This is a genomic window from Sphingobium sp. YBL2 (assembly GCF_000943805.1).
In the GTDB taxonomy this organism is placed as follows: domain Bacteria; phylum Pseudomonadota; class Alphaproteobacteria; order Sphingomonadales; family Sphingomonadaceae; genus Sphingobium; species Sphingobium fuliginis.
Window position 1 is genome coordinate 3,505,483 of the sequence record NZ_CP010954.1, and the last position, 19,204, is coordinate 3,524,686.

Sequence of the window (19,204 nt, forward strand, 5' to 3'; positions counted from 1 at the left end):
CCTTGACGGAAAGGATGGCTGGATGGCGGCGGATGCACCGGGGCAGGACCCGGCGGGGGAAGATGCGCGCATCGCTTCTTTGGAGGAGCGGATCGCGCAGGCCGAACATGCCGAAAAGGTCAGACAGGGGACACAGGTGCAGCAGGCGGACGATGGGTCGCGTCTCGGCAACAGGGTTCTCGCGGAGCTGATCGGCGGTCTTGCTGGCGGTGCCGTGGTTGGTGGGACTCTGGACTACTTTCTGCGGACATCCCCATGGCTCCTGTTGGCATTCCTCGGTCTCGGGATCGTGGCGGCGTTCAGGAACATCATCAGATTGACGACGACGAAGCGTCCCGACCGATAGGGACGCTTTTATCTTAGTCCGAAGGCAAAGACGTTACAGGGGTCCAGCGTGGCAGAATCCGGCAAAATCGATCCGATGCACCAGTTTGCGATCGAACCGCTGTTCGGTACGGATCATCTGTCGATCGGCGGCTTCAACATCGCTTTCACCAACAGCGCGCTCTATATGGTGGCGGCCGCCGTGGTGCTTTGGATCTTCGTCGTCGGCGGCATGAAGCGCGAACTGGTTCCCGGCCGCTGGCAGATGGCGGTCGAATATATGACCGGCTTCATCAAGAGCCTGCTGATCGCCAATGTGGGCGAGGGCGGCAAGAAGTACATTCCTTACGTCTTCTCGCTGTTCATGTTCATCCTGCTGGCGAACCTGCTGGGCCTGCTGCCGCTGGGTCTGGTCGGCCTGCATCCCTTCACCTTCACCAGCCATTTCACCGCGACCGGCGTGCTCGCGATCATGAGCTTCTCGATCGTGCTGGCTGTGGGCTTCTACAAGCATGGCCTGCACTTCTTCTCGCTGTTCGTGCCGCACGGCACCCCGGCGCTGATGGTGGTGCCGCTCTTCTTCATCGAACTCGTTTCCTTCATGGTGCGTCCGTTCAGCCTTGGCCTGCGACTGTTCGTCGCGATGACCGCCGGGCACGTGCTTTTGAAGGTGCTCGCAGGTTTCGTCATCAACAGCGCCAATGCCAGCCCTGCGCTTGGCCTGACCGTCGGCGCCGCCAGCTTCATCCTGATGATCGGCATCAGCGCCCTGGAAGTGCTGGTGGCGGTGATCCAGGCCTATGTGTTCGCGCTGCTGACCTCGGTCTACATCAACGATGCCGAGAACCTGCACTGATTTTCCGCCATTACCTCAACGTTCGAATAGAGTTTAGAAAAGGAGTTTATAACATGGACGCAGAAGCCGCAAAGCTGCTCGGTGCTGGCCTGGCCGCCATCGGTGCGGGCATCGCCGCCCTCGGTGTGGGCAACGTCTTCAGCTCGTTCCTCGAAGGCGCGCTGCGCAACCCCGGCGCTGCCGACGGCCAGCAGGGCCGCCTGTTCATCGGCTTCGCCGCCGCGGAACTTCTGGGTCTGCTGGCGTTCGTTATCGCCATGATCCTGGTGTTCGTGGCCTGAACAGCCGCTTTGGGGCGGGCAGGGGTGGCCGGTCGGCCGCCATGCCCGTCCTCTGATTGACCGCGCCCTGATCGGACGGACCCGAAAAAAATGCCTCAAATCGCGCAAATTGCCGAAACCTATTCATCGCAGATCTTCTGGCTGCTGCTGACATTCGGTTTCGTTTTCTTCGTCATCGGCCTCGGCATGGTGCCAAAGGTTCAGGCGACGGCCGATGCGCGCGACGCGAAGATCACCGGCGATCTGGATGCCGCCAAGGCGGCTTTCGCCCGCGCCGATGAGGCGGAGGCCGACTATCGCGCCCGCGACGCCGAAAGCCGTGCTGCCGTCCAGGCAAGCCTGGCCAAGGCGAAGGTGGAGGCAGCCAAGGCTTCGGAAGCCAAGCTGGCCGCCGCCGATGCGGACATTGCAGGCCGGATCAATGCGGCCGAAGCCCGTATCAAGGCTGCCACCGACGCAGCCATGGCAGAGATTGAAACCGTTGCCGCTGATGCAGCGCGCGACATGGTGGCTCGCATTTCCGGCGTGAACGCGTCGGAAGATGCAGCCCGCAACGCAGTAAAGGCGGCACTGGCCCATGGCTGAGGCAGCAGCACAGCATAGCGAGACGGAAGCCCCGCACCTGAATGAGGCGATCCATTCGGAGGGGATGGAGCCGGTCGGCACCGTCGCTCACGAAGGCGTGGCCCCGCACACCGACCCGAAGGCCGTCGGCATGGATGCCACGGCCTGGGTCAGTCTGGCGATGGCGGTGTTCATCCTGATCCTGTTGATCAAGAAGGTGCCCGGTCTGATCGGCGGCGCGCTGGATGGCCGGATCGCGCAGATCAAGGCGCAGTTGGAGGAAGCCTCCAAGCTTCGCGCCGAAGCCGAAGCGCTCAAGGCCGAATATGAAGCCAAGCTGGCGGCTGCCGCCGGCGAGGCGGAGGCGATGCGCAAGTCCGCCGAGCATGAAGCGGCAACGCTGCTGGAGGACGCCAGGGCCAATGCCGTCGCGCTGGTCGCGCGTCGTCAGAAGATGGCGGAGGACAAGATCGGCGCGGCTGAGCGTGCGGCGATCGCGGGCATCCGGTCCAAGGCGGTGAACGCCGCGACCGGCGCCGCGGCGGCGCTGATCGCTCAGGGCCATGATGCGCAGGCCGATAAGCTTTTGGTCGATGACGCGATCAGGGGGCTTGGCCCGAGCGTCTGACAGACACTGCCTAGGGTTGAATAGAAAGGCCAGTGCGATTTTGCGCTGGCCTTTTTCTTTGAGCGGTGAAGCGGTTTCAGAGCATCGTGCAGAAAAGCCAGTCCTAGCCTGTCGAAGGATGGCGACCGGTTCCTGCTTAAAAGGATGGGACTACAGAAACCTGGAGCGCGCGACCAGCGCCCGATTTATCGCAGCGCGCTCTGGAGCGCCGTTCAAGCCTGTGGAATCACCTGCTGGCTCGTCAAAGGCGGCGAATAAAGGGTGGGGAAGCCGAGCGGATACGACAGGATCGGAATCGGCTCTGCGTTGGAGTTTTCGGGCAGACCATCCTTAGCAGACGAGGGCGGAACGGAGTTTCCGCCTTCGCAGGAACGCATATCTGCATTCGGGGAAGGCAGGCGCGGGGTCGATCAATGGCCGGCGACGAGGCCGGCCACTGATATGCCGATCAGGCTGCCGCCAGCGACGCGCTATCGATGACGAAGCGATATTTGACGTCGCTCTTCTGCATCCGGTCATAGGCGGTTTCTATGTCCTGCATCGCGATCATCTCGATGTCCGCCGTGATGCCCTTTTCAGCGCAGAAATCGAGCATCTCCTGCGTTTCGGCAATGCCGCCGATCAGTGAACCGGCAATCGACTTGCGCCCGAAGATCAGCACGCCGACGCTGGGCGAAGGGTGCGGATGTTCCGGTACGCCCACCAGGCACATCGTGCCGTCGCGCTTCAGCAAGGTGGTGAAGGCGTCGAGATCATGGCTGGCGGCCACCGTGTTCAGGATGAAGTCGAAACTTCCACCATGGGCGGCCATCTGGTCCGGATCGCGCGAGATGATGACTTCATCGGCGCCAAGGTCCAGCGCATCCTGCCGCTTGCTTTCCGAAGTCGTGAAGGCGACGACATGGGCGCCCATGGCATGGGCGAGCTTCACCCCCATATGGCCGAGCCCGCCGATCCCGACGATACCGACCTTCTTGCCGGGTCCGACATTCCAGTGGCGCAGCGGCGAATAGGTGGTGATGCCTGCACAGAGCAGCGGCGCCACAGCCGCCAGTTGATCCGCCGGATGGTTGATCTTCAGGACGAACTTCTCGCTGACGGTGATGCTTTGCGAATAGCCGCCGAACGTATGACCGGGCGCATCCGGCGTCGGACCGTTATAGGTGCCGACAAAGCCGTTCTCGCAATATTGCTCCAGCCCTTCGTCGCAGGCCGAACAATGCTGGCAGCTATCGACCATGCAGCCGACGCCGACCGTGTCGCCGACCTTGAACCGGGTGACGCCGTTGCCGACGGCGGTGACGTGGCCGACGATCTCATGGCCGGGAACGCAGGGGTAAAGCGTGCCGCTCCATTCGGAGCGGACCTGGTGAAGATCGGAATGGCAGACGCCGCAATAGGCGATGGCGATCTGCACGTCATGTTCGCCGGCCGGGCGGCGTTCGATGTCGATGGGTTCCAAGGGCTTATCGGCGGCATGGGCGCCATAGGCTTTCACGATCATGATCTGCTCTTCCTTCAAGGAGGAGCGGCCTCCCTGAAGGGACCGCATTATGGAGGATAGCGCTACCAGTTCCGGCAGCCGCAGAAAGATAGGAAGGGTCAGCCAAGGATCAACGAGGACGGGCCGAAATTTAGTCCCATGCCATTGCGATCCGGAACCATCCCGCTATTTCTCCCTCATGTCGCGTCCCCAATCCCCCGATCGCTTTCATGAAGACAAGGCCACCTTCACCGTCACCGGCAGCCAGCCCGACATAGAGGCCGGCGTGGAGGCGATCCGCACGACGCTCAAAACCCTGCCGACCCGCCCGGGCGTCTATCGCATGCAGGATGCGCGCGGCGATGTGCTTTATGTCGGCAAGGCGCGCGCGCTGCGCAACCGGGTCACCAACTATACCCAGGTCGACCGCCTGCCCAAGCGGCTCCAGCGCATGGTCGCCCAGACCCGCTCGATGACGATCGTCACCACCAACAGCGAGGCGGAGGCCCTGCTGCTGGAGGCGCAGCTCATCAAGCGTTTCCGGCCACCCTATAATGTCCTGCTGCGGGACGATAAAAGCTTCCCCTTCATCCTGCTGCGCGAGGATCATGACTTTCCCCGCGTCCAGAAGCATCGCGGCGCGCGCAAATATAAGGGGCGCTATTATGGCCCCTTTGCCAGCGCCGGATCGGTGACGCGAACCATCAATGCGCTCCAGAAGCTGTTCCTGCTGAGAAGCTGCACCGACAGCTTCTTTGCCAATCGTTCGAGGCCCTGCCTCCTGTATCAGATCCGCCGCTGTTCCGCCCCTTGCGTGGGCCGGATCGACGATGCCGCCTATGGTGAGCTGGTCAAGGACGCGCAGGATTTCCTCGGCGGCAAATCGACCGCCGTGCAGAAGAAGCTGGGCGAGGCGATGCAGGCGGCTTCCGACGCCATGGACTTCGAGCAGGCGGCGGTGCTGCGCGACCGGCTGAAGGCGCTGACCTTCATCCAGGGCAGCCAGGCGATCAACGCCGAGGGGCTGGGCGACGCCGACATCTTCGCCCTGGCGACCAAGGGCGGGGCGATGTGCATCCAGGCCTTCTTCATCCGCGGTGGGCAGAATTGGGGCCATCGCAGCTTCTTCCCCGTCCATACCGCCGAAGTGGCGGAGGACGAGGTGCTGGCCAGCTTCATGGCGCAATTTTACGAGGAAGTACCGCCGCCCAAGCTGATCCTTGCCGACCGGGCGCCCGCCGAATGCGAGCTGATGGCGCAGGCGCTGACCGAGCGCATCGGGTCCAGGGTGCGGATCGAAGTGCCACAGCGGGGCGACCGCACCCGCCTCATCAAACAGGCGCAGCGCAACGCGGTGGAGGCGCTCGATCGGCGGCTGGCGGAAACCACGACGCAGGCGAAGGTGCTGGAGGAGATGGTCGAGACGTTCGGGCTGGACGGGGTGCCCGACCGGATCGAAATCTACGACAACAGTCACATCCAGGGCGCTCATGCCCTGGGGGCGATGGTCGTCGCGGGTCCGGAGGGCTTCCGCAAGAACGCCTACCGCAAGTTCAACATGAAGAACCCGGAAACCTCGAACGACGATTTCGCGATGATGCGGGAGATGTTCGAGCGGCGCTTCGGCCGCGCGGCGCGCGAAGACCCGGATCGCGACAGCGGCGAATGGCCGGACCTGGTGCTGATCGACGGCGGCAAGGGACAATTGTCCGCCGCCCGGACGATATTGGAGGATATGGGCATAGAGGATGTCTGCATGATCGGCATCGCCAAGGGGCCGCATCATGGCCGCGAGGGGCGGGAAGTATTCCACATGCCGGACGGGCGGGAGATCACTTTCCCGCTCAACCATCCCGTGCTCTTTTACCTTCAGCGGCTGCGGGACGAGGCGCACCGCTTCGCCATCGGCGCGCACCGGCAGAAGCGCAGCAAGGCGATTACCGTCAGTTCGCTCGACGAAGTGCCGGGCATCGGACCTTCGCGCAAGAAGGCGCTGCTGATGCATTTCGGAACCGCCAAGGCCGTGAAGAGCGCGGCGTTGGAGGACCTGCTGAAGGCGCCGGGCGTTTCCAAGGCGGTGGCGCAGCAGGTCTATGATTATTTCCACGGCTGAGCGACGGCAGGGGCGGTCCGGATTGCCGCCGCCATATTGCCTGGAAAGTCAGATTATCTCTGCGACGAATGGATCGCCATTTGACCATCGCCATTTGACCGGGGCATGATTTCCTTTCCATAAGAAGCGGCTCGACAGACATGATGCATCGGGCCGGATGGGGGATATGCGTCACGCGATGAATGGGCCGGGCGAAATCGCGATGCGCTTGAGCTGGTGGGACATGCGGGCGCTGTCGGCATTGCGTCCGTGGCAGACGCTGGATTTCACCCGACTGTTGCTGGCCGTCATCTATGCCGTCGTCAGCTTCGGCTTCTCCAGCGCGCGCCACTGGGCGGAAAGCGCGGAGCATGTGCTGATCCTGCTCATGCTGCTGCTGGCGTTTTCGGCGGTGCTGCTCTCGTCCCGCTCCTGGGTGACGGACATGCGGATCAGACGACCGGTCATCTATCTGGACACATTGCTGTTCCTGGCCCTGCTGATCGTCACCAACCCGTCCAACAGCCCTTATTTTTCCGGCAGCTTCTTCGTGGCGGTGGAAGTGGCGCTGATCGTGCGGCGGCGGTTCCATCTGCTCGTTGCCCTGGCGGCGGGCACGGCTGCGGTCGGCGTCACATGGCTTGACGAGATCGCTTCCCTGCCGTCGGAGCCGGAAGCGGAGCGGGTCGTGCTGCGTGCCTGCTATCTGGCTGTGGCGATACTGGTGACCGGCGTGCTGCTCGGACCGCGCCGGGAAACGCTGTTGCAATTCGAGCGGGACAGGCGGTTGCTGGAAGGGGAGCTACCGCCCGCCGGGAGCGATCATGGCCCGTTCCTGCTCCATGCCCTGCGGCTTGCGACCCGCGGACATGGGGTTGCCGTGCTGTTCCGCCTTGCCAGCCATGAGCCCCTGCGCTTCGCCAGCAGCGCGGCGCGCGAAATGCCTGCGGTGGGTTTCGGCAATTTGCTGACGGCCGAGACCGGTTGGCATGACCGGTCGAGACATGCGTCGATCTCGCTGTCGGCGGATGGAATAGCCGTGCTGGGACCGTTGTCGCCGGGCGGTCAGGCATGGACGGCGCTGCTGGACGCAGAAACGCTCCTGACGATAAGGGTGACCATCGGTACGTTCGAGGCGGTGGGCGCGGCCTGCCTGGATGATCCCTGCCATGAGGATCGGGCCGCCATCGCGCAGCGGGTCTTCGAAAGCGCATGTGAGGAACTGACTGTCCGCAACAGCCTGGACCTCGCGCATGTGATCGCCGGTGCGCGGGAGCGGGAGCGGCTGCAGCGGGAATTGCACGACAGCGTTCTGCAGGCGCTGGCCAGCATCCGTTTCCAGATCGCGCCGCTGCTGGCCGGGCGGCAGGTCGAGCCGCTCGCCGTGATCGAGAATGTCGACCGCATCGCGAAGGACCAGATCGCCACGATCCGCTGGATCATCAATCCGGACGTGGATGAGGAGGATTTCGCCTATTTGCCGGAGACGCTGGCGATGGTGGTGCGCTCCCTGGGCGAGCAGTGGGGCATAGGCTGCGAGTTGAAGGTGGAGGACGGCAATTGCGCGACCAGCGCGATGATCGGCCGGGAACTGAGCTTCGCCGTGCGGGAGATCGTCGCCAATGCGGTACGCCATGCGCGGGCGACCATGGTGAACTTCGCGCTGGAGCCGGACGGCAACCGCATCGCCCTTCAGGTGAGCGACGATGGCGTGCCCAATATGGCGCGGCTGGGATCGAGCGGGGCGGTGCCTTCGCGGTCCCTGATGCGGCGGATACAGATGTTGGGCGGGGAGGTGTTCCTGCAGAATATCGGCGGGCGGACGACGATCCGCATCACCGTTCCGCGCAAGTAACGGGCCGCCGGGCTTTATCTTTTCCAATGGCTCACCATATCTGGACGGCCGCGCAGAACCTTTCCCGCGATTGCGCATTTACCGGGCGTTTACCAACATCGCGGATAGTCGCGGCAAGGTTCGGCGTTCGAAGGAGTCCGGTTCCATGGTGCGAATGGTCAGGGACCGTCTCTACCGCAAGAGCGTGGCCGTCGTGCTGTCGATGCAGGTCAATCTGGAGCGCATCGTCGTCATCTGGATCATGGCTGCCGCCTTCGCCTGCGGCCTGCGGCTGGCCTTTCCGGCGACGCCCTACAGCGGAACGCCCTGGGGAAGCGGGGCGGGCCTGCTGCCCTATATGCTGGTGGTTGGCGCGCCTGTTGGGTCGCTGCTGCTGGGATTGAAGCTGTTTCCGGCGGGACGCATCCATGCCCAGCCCGCCTTTCGACTGGCGCAGGTGGGCCGCTGGCGCAAGGTCGACTGCCTGAGAGCGCGGGAGATGTCGCAGTTCGGCCTCTATGGCGTGATGGCGTCTCTGCTGGTGGGAATTGCGGTGAACGTGCCGGTGCGCACGCTGGAATTTCTCAGCTCCATTCCCGCGTTGGGCAGCTATTCGCCGCCCTGGTTCGTCGGTCTCTACGGCGTGATGCTGGCGGATGTGGTGATATTGTCCAGCCTTTACATGTTCGCCTTTGCCATGGCCCTGCGCCTCGTGCCGCTCTTCCCTCGCTTTCTGGTAATGGTCTGGGGTGTCGACCTGCTGGCGCAGTTGGGCATCGCCCATCTGGTGGCGGGGATCGACAATGTGCCGCATGGCGTCGACGCCGCTTTGCTGGACATGCTGACAGGCAATGTGAAGAAGGTCCTGATCAGCGCCGCGATCTGGCTGCCCTATCTGTTGTTGTCGGATCGGGTGAACCTCACCTTCCGTCATCGGGTAAGTGCGAAGTAAGGAAAGCGGCAACATTTGTTCCTGAATGGGACAGGTGCAAACCGCTTTATTTCCGGGCCTTTGTGCGACGAGTCGCGGCTGATTCGCGATGATCGGTGCGAGTGGCGGCGGCTGCTCTGGTCAAGTTATCGATCCTGTCTGCCCCGAATAGCCTAGAACGAAGGTATTAGTCGCCCGGGTAATTCAGCGGCGGACGGCCAACTATTCCTCTCAAATAAGACAGGCTTGAGGTCCTGATAACTGTTATTTTATTCGAAATGAAATTCGGATAATATTCCTTGAATTTCAGTTTGACTATGATATTTTGAAATAGAGAAAAATAAAAATCCTAATAATATAAAAGAAAATCTCTAATTTTCTAAAAGCATATATCCAAAGATATATTAGAAAAATACCATTGTTTACTTAAAGTAATGAATCTGGTTGACGGAAAAGGTTAACAAAAAATTGCTTTAAGATTTTGAAAAATATACATATTTTTTACCATGTTGACTTGCATCAGCTTTGGTCCAATTTGAAAGCAAGTTCTACGGGAACTGCCAACTACCTGGTGATCGGAGCATACCGGCGCCGGGGTCGCGAGGTGGACAGGCCCCTACCGTGGAGCTGAGCAAGAGCAACTGGGAATTGCTCCCAGCGAGTAGGGGTAAAAGATATGACCTTTTTGAAGAGCCTGTGGGCCGACCAAAGTGGTGCGTCGGCGGCCGAATATGCTTTGATCCTGGCGATCGTGGGGACGGGTATCGCGCTGGCGGCGTTCCAATTGGGCGGTGCGATTAGCGGCGCCATGAACAGGGCCAAGAATTGTATTTCTACTGCCAACGGCGTGTGCTGAACCGGTTGATGCAGTGCTATTTTAGTTTCAGTAATTCAATGACTGGGGGTTAATATGACTTTCATTAAAAAATTTTGGGCTGACCAAAGTGGTGCGTCGGCTGCCGAATATGCCTTGATCCTGGCGATCGTGGGTACTGGCATTGCATTGGCTGCTTTCCAGTTGGGCGGCGCAATTAGTGGCGCCATGAATACAGCCAAGAACTGTATTAATACGACCAATGGTGTTTGTTAACAAATAAATGAGCCGGTCGATACGTATCGACCGGCTCTTGATGATCAATTCCGGGGGGAGTTGTCGTGGGGCAGCGTAGGTCTCTCATGGTCCTTGGCTTAGCGATAGTGCTGGGTCTTGCAGCCGTTTTTGTCGCCAATACCTATCTGGCCAGCGCCGAAAAGGTGCAACAGGTGGACGGTGGTATGGCGAAAGTCGTTGTTGCTGCTGTACCACTGCCATTTGGTGCCGCAGTAACCGCCGAAAAGATCCGCGTGGTCGACTGGCCCGCCAATTCCGTACCGCCCGGCGCTTTCCGCGATCCCATCCAATTGACCTCCCTCGGCAAAGGCCGCGTCGTCCTCCGGCAAATCGAGCCCGGCGAACCGATACTGGCCTCCAAGCTCTCCGGTGAAGGCGGGCGGGCGACGATGTCGGCAGTCCTGGCCCCAGAAATGAGGGCCGTCGCCGTACGCGTGAGCGATGTAGCCGCTGCGGGCGGTTTCGTGCTTCCCGGCGACACCGTCGATGTCTTCGTCACCCGCACCCTTCAGGACCCGGCAGGCGGCGGCAGCCAGCAGATCACCGACGTCCTGCTTCAAGGCACGCGCGTGATCGCCATTGACCAGAACGCCAATGACACGTCCAAGGACCCGGCCGTCGGCAAGACCGCGACGCTGGAGGTCAACCAGGTCGACGCGCAGAAGCTGGTTCTGGCGCAGCAGGTCGGGCAACTCACGCTGGTCCTGCGCAATATCACCGACAAGCCCAATCCCGCCGTGCAGACCGTGGGCATAGAGGATTTGCGCGACGGCGCCTATGTGGGCGGTTTTGCCGGCCCGCGCGCCCGCGTTGCCGACCTTGCCTATCTGCCGCCGCGTCCGGCCTCCGCGTTCCGTCCCGCACGCCGCGCGATTCCGAAGAACACGAACGCTCTGCCGTCGACCGCATCGGTCGAGATCGTGCGCGGCACGACCGGCACCAGCTATGAGGTGAAGCGCTATGGTTCCCGCTAAGTCCTTGCCGATGCTGGCATTGTCCCTGGCGCTGGGCGCCGGTGCGTCGCTGCTGCCCATGCAGGCCCAGGCGCAGGTCGCCTCGCTCAACGTCAATAACGCCAACCATGCCGGCCAACTCGACGTGCCCCTCAACAAGAGCCAGGTGCTGACCGTCGACCGGCCTTTTTCCAAGGCGTTGGTCGGCAATGCGGAAATCGCTGACGTCCTGCCCATGACCAACCGTTCGGTCTATGTGCTGGGCAAGAAGATGGGCACCACCAGCCTGACGCTCTACGACAGCCGCAACATGATGATCGCGGTGGTCGACGTGGCCGTAGGCCCCGATGTCGTGACGTTGAAGCGGCAATTGTCGGAACTGTTGCCCGGTCAGCCTATCGGCGCCCGCATTTCCAATGACGCTGTGGTACTGACCGGCACCGTGTCGAGCGCGGCGGCGGTCGATCGCGCAGTGCAGATCGCTAAGACCTATGCCGGTGACAAGGTCGTCAACATGATGTCGGTAGGCGCCGCTCAGCAGGTGATGCTGGAGGTGCGCTTTTCCGAAATGACCCGCAGCGCGGCGAAGCAGTTCGGGATCAACACCGCTTTCCTGTCCGATAGCGGCAAGGTGGTGGGCGGCATCGGCAATGCGGCGCAGTCTTCCGCCATCCTGTCCGACACCAATGGTCGGCCGATTGTGGATCTGAGCAAGATTCTGGACAGCTTCGGCATCGGGGCGGCGAATTATTCAGTGGGCAGCCTCAACCTCACCACTGCACTGGACGCGCTGGAGCGCAAGGGCGTCGTGACCACGCTGGCCGAGCCGACACTGGTCGCGCTGTCGGGCGAAACGGCGTCTTTCCTGGCGGGCGGCGAGTTCCCGATACCGGTATCGCAGGGCGGCAATAGCGGCGGCAGCGGCAATAACGGCGGCAATTCCATCACCATCGAATTCAAGCCCTTCGGTGTCAGCCTGGGTTTCACGCCGACAGTGCTGGAGGATGGCATCATCAATCTGGTGGTGGAACCGGAGGTCAGTTCCATCGATCCGTCCGCTTCGGTGACGATCAACGGTCTCACCATCCCGGGCCTGCAGACGCGGCGCGCCAGCACCACGCTGGAATTGCGCGACGGGCAGTCCTTCGCCCTGGCAGGGCTGCTGCGCAAGGATTTCCAGGACACGGTGCGGCAGTTTCCGATCCTGGGTTCCATCCCGATCATCGGCGCACTGTTTCGTTCCAGCGGTTTCCAGAAGAGCGAGAGCGAACTCGTCATCATCGTGACGCCGCGCCTTGTGAAGCCGATGCGGGCAGAGGATGTGCGCCTGCCGACCGACCGGGTCGCGCCCCCGCACGAACTCGACCTGTTCCTGATGGGGCGGACGGACAAGGCGGTGGGGATCAATCCGCTCGATCCCAATGCGATGCCGCCCGAAGCGCCCAAGAACGCGCCTGCGCCTGCCAAGGAAGCGCCCGCGACAGGCAAGGCGCCCAGCGGATATGAGCTGTGAGCAGGAGGTTGACGATGCGTGCACTTTATCTTGCCCCGGCTCTGCTTCTGCCCCTGCTGGCAGGCTGCACGGCGAACGACCCGACCTTCGGCGGCGCGGTTCGCAGCAATTATGCGATGCAGGTGATCGATCCCGACCCGCATTATGAAGGTACGTTGGTCGAGGGTGGTGATGGCCAGCGCTCGGCCGCGGCGGTGGAACGCTATCGCACCGACAAGGTGAAGAAGCCCCAGTCGATCCGTACCACCAGCGGTACTGGAGGCGGTGGCGGCGGTTCCGGCGGTGGAGCCAACTGAACGAGGAGGATGAGAGATCCCATGTCTCGCGCTCGGAAAAGCTTGCTGCAGTCAACAGGCGGTGCGGTCGCTCCGACGGTTGCGCTGTCGCTTTTCGCGCTGATCGCCGCAGGCGGGATTGCTTTCGATTATGCACGGCTCGCCGGAATGGACAGCGAGTTGCAGAGTGCGGCGGATCAGGCGGCTCTGGCAGCGGCAAGTCAACTTGACGGTGCGACTGGCGCGTGCAGCAGAGCTGCAAATGCGGCAAGGAACCTGATTGCCAATAGCAGCCGTTTCGCAAATGATGGCTCAACGCCGCGCATCACGATTGCGGATGAGCCCGCCTGCGATGCTACAGGGGCAATCCGTTTCTACGAGACCAAGGACAAATCCAAGGCCGCAACGAACGACGCAACAGCCAATTTCGTTGAAGTCACCGTTGGCACGCGATCCGCCTTTTATGCCTTGACGCCGATAGTATCCGCAATTTCCTCCGGCCCCGTTTCGGGGACAGCTTATGCGGGTGTGGGTTCCGCCATCTGTGGAGCCGTTCCATTCTTCATCTGCAATCCTGACGAGCCTGATGGCAACACCAATTCCCATTACGCGGTTTCAATTCCATCCGGCACAGGCATCGTGATGGCGGAAGGAGGCACGCAATGGGGGCCCGGTAATTTCGGCTTCGTCGATCAGGCAGGTAGGGGCGCAAGCAGCGTAGCAGAGGCTCTTGCTTCTAATGCCTTGTATAGCAATTGTGCGCCGACCGAAAATGTGACGATGGAAACGGGCAACCTGCTCAACGCCGTGCGGGATTCGCTCAATATGCGGTTCGACTTTCCGCCCGGCAATAGTTCCGCATGTTCCAATCCTCCCTGCTCACCTTCAACTAATGTGCGCAAGGACGTGGTTCGCGGTGCAACCTGTTCCTGGGAGGAAAATCCGGCTGACAATACCAACTATGAGAGCAAACGTTACCGGCCAACGACCGCCGCTGCGCTGAGTCCTACCATTACGCCGGAAATCATGGGCTTCCCGCGCGACCTGATGCATTCCATCGGCGCGAGCAATTATACCTCGCGCATCGGCAACGGCGTGTGGGACAGGGCCGCCTATTTCCGATCCAATCATCCGAGCGTTGACTGGCAAAACACCGCTGGTCTGGGGCCCAATGTCACCCGCTATCAAACCTATCTTTGGGAAGCGGAGGATCCAGCGGCCCGCCTGGCACCAAGGGCGACGGCGGGTAATCCCAATCTTTCCACTTACAGCACGCCTCAGGCGGGACAGTGCAATTATCCGGGCGTGGCGCCCAATACGAACAACATAGACAGGCGACGCCTGACCGCTGCCGTGGTCAATTGCAAACTTGCCGATAAGAACAAGCAACTGAATGGCAAGAAGACGATTCCGGTGGCGGGTTACATCGACGTCTTCATGGTGGAACCTAGCATGGATCGCACCAAATGTGGGGGCACTCCGAGCAACCAGACTGGCTGTTCCGCTTCCTACACGAGCAGAAATGACGTTTATGTGGAAGTCATCGGCTCATCGGGCACCGGCGAAGGTGGCGGCACCCCGCAGATCACGCGGCGCGATACTCCGCGCCTGATAGAGTGAGGCGGAGCGATGTTTGTGCGCCTTTTCAGGGAGCAGTCGGGTTCGTCCGCCGCCGAAATGGCGCTCGTGACGCCCTTGCTCATCGCGCTGATGTTCGGCGCTTTCGAACTCGGCAATTATTTTCTGAGCGAGCATGTCGTGGTCAAGGCGGTGAGGGATGGCGCCCGCTATGCCGGCCGGCTGAGTTTCTCGAATTTCAGTTGCACCACGGCGTCGACCGATAATGTTCCGGGCGGCACCGTCGAGGCGGACACGCGCAATCTGGTTCGAACCGGGCAACTGACCGGCGGCAATGCGCGTCTCACCGGATGGACCGATCCGCAGTCGATCAGAGTCACCTATGATTGCGTCGATCCGGCAAGTGTCAGCGCTTCGGGTATTTACGAAGGGATGAATTTCATTCCCGTCGTGAAGGTGGCGACGTCAACCGACAATGCTCACCGGCTTCAATATCAATCGTTATTCAATAAGCTGGGATTCGACAGTAGCACCTTGTATCTGAACGCCAGTTCTCAATCGCCGGTGATGGGGTTATGAGCAAATCCTTCACCGCCCTGATCAGAGACAGCCGGGCCTCCTCCGCAGCCGAGTTTGCGTTAGTTTTGCCGCTGCTGCTTATCTTCCTGCTGGGCATCATTGATGTCGGGCGGTTGATGTGGACCTGGAACCGTGCGGAAAAGGCTACCCAAATGGGCGTCCGTTACGCCGTCGCCACCGATCCGGTGGCGACCGGCATCGCGACATACAGCTTCGCGACCGGGAGTAGCAGCATCGCACAGGGATCATCGATAGGCACATCCTATTTTTCATCGATGACATGCAATTCCACTGCCTGCGGTTCATGCAGCGGCAGCGCATGCAACTCCCTGATAACACCCTATAACTCGGCGGCTTTCACCAATATTGTCAATCGGATGAAGGCATTCCTGCCGGAATTAGGTGCAGCCAATGTCGAGGTTCAATATGATAATTCCGGTATCGGTTATTCCGGTGATCCAAATGGCCCAGATATAGCGCCGCTGGTCACGGTACGAATAAAAAACATGGCCTTTCGGCCTATAGCGCTCATCCTTTTCAGGGCATCGATTCCATTACCCAGTTTCAGCGCCGCTCTCACCATGGAAGACGGCCAGGGCTCGGCATCAAATTGAGGGACAAGATCGTGGGCATCGTGACGAACGCAACGGAACCCGTCGAGAGCTGGACCCTCAATATCGGGGATGAAGGCCTTCACCTCATCATGTCGGAGCAGGAGGTGCAGGCGTCCGATATATTGGGCGATCGCCTGACCGGCCAATCGCTCACCCTGTCCATGCTGGGCGCGGGGGAGGCTGTGCCGGCGCAACTGGTGGCCGATGCCAAGGCGATCATCATCGAGGTTCAGCCAGACAATGAAGCCTCCATGGTGCGGCTCGCCGGCCTTCGCGCGGCTCATCCGAAGCTGATGCTGGTGGCGGCCGTGCGTGGCGCGCAGATCGCCGTTGTGCGCGCCCTGTTGCGCAGCGGGATCAACGACGTCATCGAACTGCCGCTGCGCGCCCATGATCTGGCGGCGATACTGGACGATCTGCGCAGCCGCATTGCAGCCAGCCGTCAGGACGACGTGAAGACCGGCCAGCTTGTGTCCATCATCAAGAGCGTTGGCGGCGTCGGCGCGACGACCATAGCGACGCAGGCGGCCAGTCTTCACGCACGCTCGACAAAGCAGGGCAGCGGTGAGGTCTGCCTGTTCGACTTCGACATACAGTTCGGCAATGCCGGCACCTTCCTGGGGATTTCCTCGCCCCTGACACTGGCGGACCTTCTCAACGCGGGCAGCCGCGTCGACAATGAGCTGTTGCGGACCGTCACCGTGGAAACTTCGACCGGCCTCAGGGTCGTGACCGCGCCGGCGGACATCATGCCGATCGAGGCAGTAAACGCCGATCAGGTCTTCCGCATCGTCGAACTGGCGCAGCGCAGTTTCGATACGGTCTATCTGGACCTGCCGGGCAACTGGACCAACTGGTCGATGTCGCTGGTGGCGCGTTCGCAGGTCGTGTTTCTTGTGTGCGAACTCACCATCGCCAGCCTGCGGCAGGCGCGCCGTCAGATTTCGCTGCTCCGCGATCAGGACATCGATCCCGCGCGCATCCATGTCGTCGCCAACCGCGTGGAGAAGAAATTCTTCCGCGCCATCGGTCTGGAGGATGCGGCAGCGGCGCTGGATCATCCGGTGAAGCTCAGCATCGCCAACGATTTCCCACTGGTCAGCTCGGCGCTGGACCAGGGCGTATTGATCCAGGAGCTGAAGGCGCGCAGCCGCATCTGCAAGGATATGCAGGACATCGTCGATTGCTGCATCCAGGCTGCTGAGGCCGAAGGTCAGGCGGAGAAAGGCTGATGTGGCAGATCCGAAAAGGCGAACGCGGCGACCCTAGGGACGAGGTGGGACCGGTCGAGACCGAGGCCGCCCATCTGGAGGAGGACCGGCATACCGAACTCAAGGTGGCGCTGCACCAGAAGCTGATCGACATCATCAATCTTTCCGCGCTGGAAACCATGTCGCGGGCGCAGGTGGAAGCCGAAGTGGGCGAGATCGTCCATGAGCAGCTCGCGCTGCAGAAGCATGCGCTCAATCTGGAAGAGCGTCGCCGGCTGGTGTCGGATATATTGGATGAGCTGCTGGGACTGGGACCGCTTGAGCCGCTGCTCAAGGACCATAGCATCACCGACATATTGGTGAACGGGCACAAGGTCGTCTTCGTGGAGCGCAACGGCCGGCTGGTCGAAACCGCGACCCGGTTCAAGGATGAGAAGCATCTTCTGCGCATCATCCAGAAAATCGTGGCGGCGGTGGGCCGGCGGATCGACGAATCCTCCCCCTTTGTCGACGCTCGCCTTGCGGATGGCTCCCGCGTCAATGCCGTGGTTCCGCCGCTGGCCATCGATGGATCGCTGCTTTCCATCCGCAAGTTCGCCAAGGTGCCGATCAGCATGGCGCGCCTCACCGAACTGGGCAGCGTGCCCGCGCCGATGGCGCAGGTCCTGTCCGCCGTGGTGGAGGCGCGGCGCAACGTGTTGATTTCCGGCGGCACCGGTTCGGGCAAGACGACCCTGCTCAACGCCATGTCAGCCGCCATCGATGAACATGAACGCATCGTCACCATCGAGGATTCGGCCGAACTGCAATTGCAGCAGCGCCATGTCGCGCGGCTGGAAACCCGTCCCGCCAATATCGAGGGCAAGGGAGAAGTCACGCAGCGCGACCTGGTGAAGAATGCGCTGCGCATGCGGCCCGACCGCATCATCGTGGGCGAGGTCCGCGCCGGTGAAGCCTTCGACATGCTTCAGGCCATGAACACCGGCCATGACGGATCGATGACGACCGTGCACGCCAACACGCCGCGCGATGCGCTGTCCCGGGTCGAGCAGATGATCGGCATGAGCGGCATCGACATCTCGCCGCGTTCCGCCCGCGCGCAGATCGCTTCGGCGCTGAATGTGATCGTGCAGGTGGGACGGCTGGCCGATGGCCGCCGCCGTCTGCTCAGCCTGTCGGAGATCACCGGCATGGAAGGGGAAGTCATCACCATGCAGGAAATCTTCCGCTTCAAGATGACGGGCCGCGACGAGAACAACATGGTGCGCGGCCATTTCGAGGCGACGGGCATCCGTCCCAAATTCATGGGCGAACTGGCCGACCGGGGCATAGCCCTGCCGGCCGAATTGTTCCGCCCCGATGCGGTGATCCACTGATGAACCCGCTTTACATCCGCGTCTTCGTCCTCGTCCTGCTTTTCGCGGCGGTGATCCTGACGATCGAGGGCATTGCAGGCTGGCTGCGCGCGCGTGCGACGACCGATCGCGTGGTGAACCGGCGGTTGAAGATGATCGCGGCCGGTTTCGAGCGCAGCACGGTACTCTCCAAGCTGCGGCGAAGCGACGAGGCGGTGAGCTTCGACCGCTCGTCCCTGTTCGGACGGGCGGGGCTGGGGGTGATGCGGGTGCTGCATGGCGCCGGGCTGACCTTTCCGGCGCGCACGGTGCTGATGCTGATGCTGATCGCGGCGTGCGTGCTGTTCCTGCTGGTGATGGTGGGCGGCATGGCGGCGGGTTACGCCCTGACGGCGGGGATGTTCGTGATGGCGTTGGCCTTTGCGGGCGCGCTGGGCATCGCGCTGCCGATGATGGTGCTGACGCGGCTTGCCCAACGGCGGCGCAAGAAGATGGAGGAGCAGTTTCCGGTCGCGCTGGACACCTTCGTCCGTGGCCTGCGCGCCGGCCATCCGATTGCCGCTGCGCTGGACCTGCTGACCAAGGAGATGCGCGATCCGATCGGCAGCGAATTCGGCATCGTCGTCGATGAAGTCACCTATGGCGCCGACCTGCGCGATGCGTTGCAGCGCATGGCGGAGCGCTGGGATATGAACGAGATGCATATGTTCGTCATCTCCCTGTCGGTGCAGAGCGAGACGGGGGGCAATCTTGCGGAGATCCTGGAAAATCTGTCGACCGTGATCCGCGAGCGGGCGAGCCTGTTCATGAAGGTCCGGGCGCTCAGTTCCGAAGGGCGCATGACGGCGGTGATGTTGACCGCACTACCGATCCTGGCCTTTGTCGGCCTGTTCCTGGTCAATCCTGCCTTTTATCTCGATGTCGCGCAGGAGCGTATGTTCATCGTCGGCTTTACGGGTTTGATCGTCCTCTACATCATCGGCTTCGTTACGATACGCCGCATGGTCGACCTGAAGGTGTGA

Annotated in this window: 20 protein-coding genes; 19 read left to right on the forward strand and 1 reads right to left on the reverse strand. The window is 61.6% G+C overall.

Going from position 1 to position 19,204, the window contains the following annotated elements:
* The first annotated feature begins 22 nt into the window (after nt 1-22).
* From TZ53_RS16180 to TZ53_RS16200, 5 genes are all read left to right on the forward strand, one after another.
* Complete coding sequence (locus TZ53_RS16180) at nt 23-346, forward strand: AtpZ/AtpI family protein (RefSeq protein ID WP_025546506.1); 324 nt, start codon at nt 23-25, stop codon at nt 344-346.
* Nucleotides 347-394: 48 nt separating this feature from the next.
* A complete protein-coding gene (locus tag TZ53_RS16185; RefSeq protein WP_025546508.1) occupies nt 395-1,180 on the forward strand; it encodes a F0F1 ATP synthase subunit A in 786 nt (261 codons plus the stop codon).
* 53 nt (nt 1,181-1,233) lie between these two features.
* Complete coding sequence (locus TZ53_RS16190) at nt 1,234-1,461, forward strand: F0F1 ATP synthase subunit C (RefSeq protein WP_004207392.1); 228 nt, start codon at nt 1,234-1,236, stop codon at nt 1,459-1,461.
* Between the two features lie 90 nt (nt 1,462-1,551).
* Nucleotides 1,552-2,046: a F0F1 ATP synthase subunit B family protein gene (locus tag TZ53_RS16195; protein ID WP_044661943.1), complete on the forward strand. Its 495-nt coding sequence runs from the start codon at nt 1,552-1,554 to the stop codon at nt 2,044-2,046.
* Nucleotides 2,039-2,653, forward strand: coding sequence for a F0F1 ATP synthase subunit B family protein (locus TZ53_RS16200; RefSeq protein WP_044661944.1), 615 nt, complete (start codon nt 2,039-2,041; stop codon nt 2,651-2,653). Before TZ53_RS16195 ends, TZ53_RS16200 begins: the two co-directional genes overlap by 8 nt.
* Nucleotides 2,654-3,101: 448 nt before the next feature.
* Here the strand turns inward: TZ53_RS16200 and TZ53_RS16205 are convergent, their stop codons facing one another.
* Nucleotides 3,102-4,157 (reverse strand): NAD(P)-dependent alcohol dehydrogenase, encoded by a 1,056-nt coding sequence (locus TZ53_RS16205; protein ID WP_044661945.1) that lies wholly within the window; start codon nt 4,155-4,157, stop codon nt 3,102-3,104.
* A gap of 178 nt (nt 4,158-4,335) precedes the next feature.
* On the opposite strand from TZ53_RS16205, the gene uvrC reads away from it, so the two are divergent.
* The 14 genes from uvrC (at nt 4,336) to TZ53_RS16270 (ending at nt 19,204) form a co-directional block, all read left to right on the forward strand.
* Nucleotides 4,336-6,249 carry an excinuclease ABC subunit UvrC gene (uvrC, locus tag TZ53_RS16210; protein WP_025546512.1) on the forward strand — a complete coding sequence of 638 codons (1,914 nt, stop codon included), beginning with the start codon at nt 4,336-4,338 and terminating at the stop codon, nt 6,247-6,249.
* Between the two features lie 166 nt (nt 6,250-6,415).
* Nucleotides 6,416-8,083 (forward strand): sensor histidine kinase, encoded by a 1,668-nt coding sequence (locus TZ53_RS16215; protein WP_229742618.1) that lies wholly within the window; start codon nt 6,416-6,418, stop codon nt 8,081-8,083.
* A gap of 145 nt (nt 8,084-8,228) precedes the next feature.
* Complete coding sequence (locus tag TZ53_RS16220) at nt 8,229-9,014, forward strand: hypothetical protein (RefSeq protein WP_044661947.1); 786 nt, start codon at nt 8,229-8,231, stop codon at nt 9,012-9,014.
* Nucleotides 9,015-9,669: 655 nt separating this feature from the next.
* Nucleotides 9,670-9,849 carry a Flp family type IVb pilin gene (locus TZ53_RS16225; RefSeq protein ID WP_044661948.1) on the forward strand — a complete coding sequence of 60 codons (180 nt, stop codon included), beginning with the start codon at nt 9,670-9,672 and terminating at the stop codon, nt 9,847-9,849.
* 54 nt (nt 9,850-9,903) lie between these two features.
* A complete protein-coding gene (locus tag TZ53_RS26215; RefSeq protein WP_082166286.1) occupies nt 9,904-10,083 on the forward strand; it encodes a Flp family type IVb pilin in 180 nt (59 codons plus the stop codon).
* 86 nt (nt 10,084-10,169) lie between these two features.
* On the forward strand, nt 10,170-11,078 hold the full coding sequence (cpaB, locus tag TZ53_RS16230) for a Flp pilus assembly protein CpaB (RefSeq protein ID WP_082166285.1): 909 nt from the start codon (nt 10,170-10,172) through the stop codon (nt 11,076-11,078).
* 10 nt (nt 11,079-11,088) lie between these two features.
* On the forward strand, nt 11,089-12,570 hold the full coding sequence (locus TZ53_RS16235) for a type II and III secretion system protein family protein (protein ID WP_044661950.1): 1,482 nt from the start codon (nt 11,089-11,091) through the stop codon (nt 12,568-12,570).
* A 14-nt stretch (nt 12,571-12,584) separates the two neighbouring features.
* Nucleotides 12,585-12,866, forward strand: coding sequence for a hypothetical protein (locus TZ53_RS16240; protein WP_044661951.1), 282 nt, complete (start codon nt 12,585-12,587; stop codon nt 12,864-12,866).
* A 21-nt stretch (nt 12,867-12,887) separates the two neighbouring features.
* On the forward strand, nt 12,888-14,465 hold the full coding sequence (locus TZ53_RS26220; protein WP_044661952.1) for a pilus assembly protein TadG-related protein: 1,578 nt from the start codon (nt 12,888-12,890) through the stop codon (nt 14,463-14,465).
* Nucleotides 14,466-14,522: 57 nt separating this feature from the next.
* Nucleotides 14,523-15,002 carry a TadE family protein gene (locus tag TZ53_RS16250; protein ID WP_238320064.1) on the forward strand — a complete coding sequence of 160 codons (480 nt, stop codon included), beginning with the start codon at nt 14,523-14,525 and terminating at the stop codon, nt 15,000-15,002.
* A complete protein-coding gene (locus tag TZ53_RS16255; protein WP_044661953.1) occupies nt 14,999-15,616 on the forward strand; it encodes a TadE/TadG family type IV pilus assembly protein in 618 nt (205 codons plus the stop codon). Before TZ53_RS16250 ends, TZ53_RS16255 begins: the two co-directional genes overlap by 4 nt.
* Nucleotides 15,613-16,848, forward strand: coding sequence for an AAA family ATPase (locus TZ53_RS16260; protein ID WP_044661954.1), 1,236 nt, complete (start codon nt 15,613-15,615; stop codon nt 16,846-16,848). Before TZ53_RS16255 ends, TZ53_RS16260 begins: the two co-directional genes overlap by 4 nt.
* On the forward strand, nt 16,848-18,203 hold the full coding sequence (locus TZ53_RS16265) for a CpaF family protein (RefSeq protein ID WP_044661955.1): 1,356 nt from the start codon (nt 16,848-16,850) through the stop codon (nt 18,201-18,203). Before TZ53_RS16260 ends, TZ53_RS16265 begins: the two co-directional genes overlap by 1 nt.
* The gene (locus TZ53_RS16270) at nt 18,203-19,204 is read left to right on the forward strand and encodes a type II secretion system F family protein (RefSeq protein WP_044661956.1); all 1,002 of its coding nucleotides are present in this window, start codon (nt 18,203-18,205) and stop codon (nt 19,202-19,204) included. The genes TZ53_RS16265 and TZ53_RS16270 overlap by 1 nt, the downstream gene beginning before the upstream one ends.

Bases quoted from the DNA above. Each gene is read 5' to 3' on its own strand.
- TZ53_RS16180 (WP_025546506.1), top strand. From the start codon at position 23: ATGGCGGCGGATGCACCGGGGCAGGACCCGGCGGGGGAAGATGCGCGC.
- TZ53_RS16190 (WP_004207392.1), top strand. From the start codon at position 1,234: ATGGACGCAGAAGCCGCAAAGCTGCTCGGTGCTGGCCTGGCCGCCATC.
- TZ53_RS16195 (WP_044661943.1), top strand. From the start codon at position 1,552: ATGCCTCAAATCGCGCAAATTGCCGAAACCTATTCATCGCAGATCTTC.
- TZ53_RS16200 (WP_044661944.1), top strand. From the start codon at position 2,039: ATGGCTGAGGCAGCAGCACAGCATAGCGAGACGGAAGCCCCGCACCTG.
- TZ53_RS16205 (WP_044661945.1), bottom strand. From the start codon at position 4,157: ATGATCGTGAAAGCCTATGGCGCCCATGCCGCCGATAAGCCCTTGGAA.
- uvrC (WP_025546512.1), top strand. From the start codon at position 4,336: ATGTCGCGTCCCCAATCCCCCGATCGCTTTCATGAAGACAAGGCCACC.
- TZ53_RS16215 (WP_229742618.1), top strand. From the start codon at position 6,416: ATGCGTCACGCGATGAATGGGCCGGGCGAAATCGCGATGCGCTTGAGC.
- TZ53_RS16220 (WP_044661947.1), top strand. From the start codon at position 8,229: ATGGTGCGAATGGTCAGGGACCGTCTCTACCGCAAGAGCGTGGCCGTC.
- TZ53_RS16225 (WP_044661948.1), top strand. From the start codon at position 9,670: ATGACCTTTTTGAAGAGCCTGTGGGCCGACCAAAGTGGTGCGTCGGCG.
- TZ53_RS26215 (WP_082166286.1), top strand. From the start codon at position 9,904: ATGACTTTCATTAAAAAATTTTGGGCTGACCAAAGTGGTGCGTCGGCT.
- cpaB (WP_082166285.1), top strand. From the start codon at position 10,170: ATGGTCCTTGGCTTAGCGATAGTGCTGGGTCTTGCAGCCGTTTTTGTC.
- TZ53_RS16235 (WP_044661950.1), top strand. From the start codon at position 11,089: ATGCTGGCATTGTCCCTGGCGCTGGGCGCCGGTGCGTCGCTGCTGCCC.
- TZ53_RS16240 (WP_044661951.1), top strand. From the start codon at position 12,585: ATGCGTGCACTTTATCTTGCCCCGGCTCTGCTTCTGCCCCTGCTGGCA.
- TZ53_RS26220 (WP_044661952.1), top strand. From the start codon at position 12,888: ATGTCTCGCGCTCGGAAAAGCTTGCTGCAGTCAACAGGCGGTGCGGTC.
- TZ53_RS16250 (WP_238320064.1), top strand. From the start codon at position 14,523: ATGGCGCTCGTGACGCCCTTGCTCATCGCGCTGATGTTCGGCGCTTTC.
- TZ53_RS16255 (WP_044661953.1), top strand. From the start codon at position 14,999: ATGAGCAAATCCTTCACCGCCCTGATCAGAGACAGCCGGGCCTCCTCC.
- TZ53_RS16265 (WP_044661955.1), top strand. From the start codon at position 16,848: ATGTGGCAGATCCGAAAAGGCGAACGCGGCGACCCTAGGGACGAGGTG.
- TZ53_RS16270 (WP_044661956.1), top strand. From the start codon at position 18,203: ATGAACCCGCTTTACATCCGCGTCTTCGTCCTCGTCCTGCTTTTCGCG.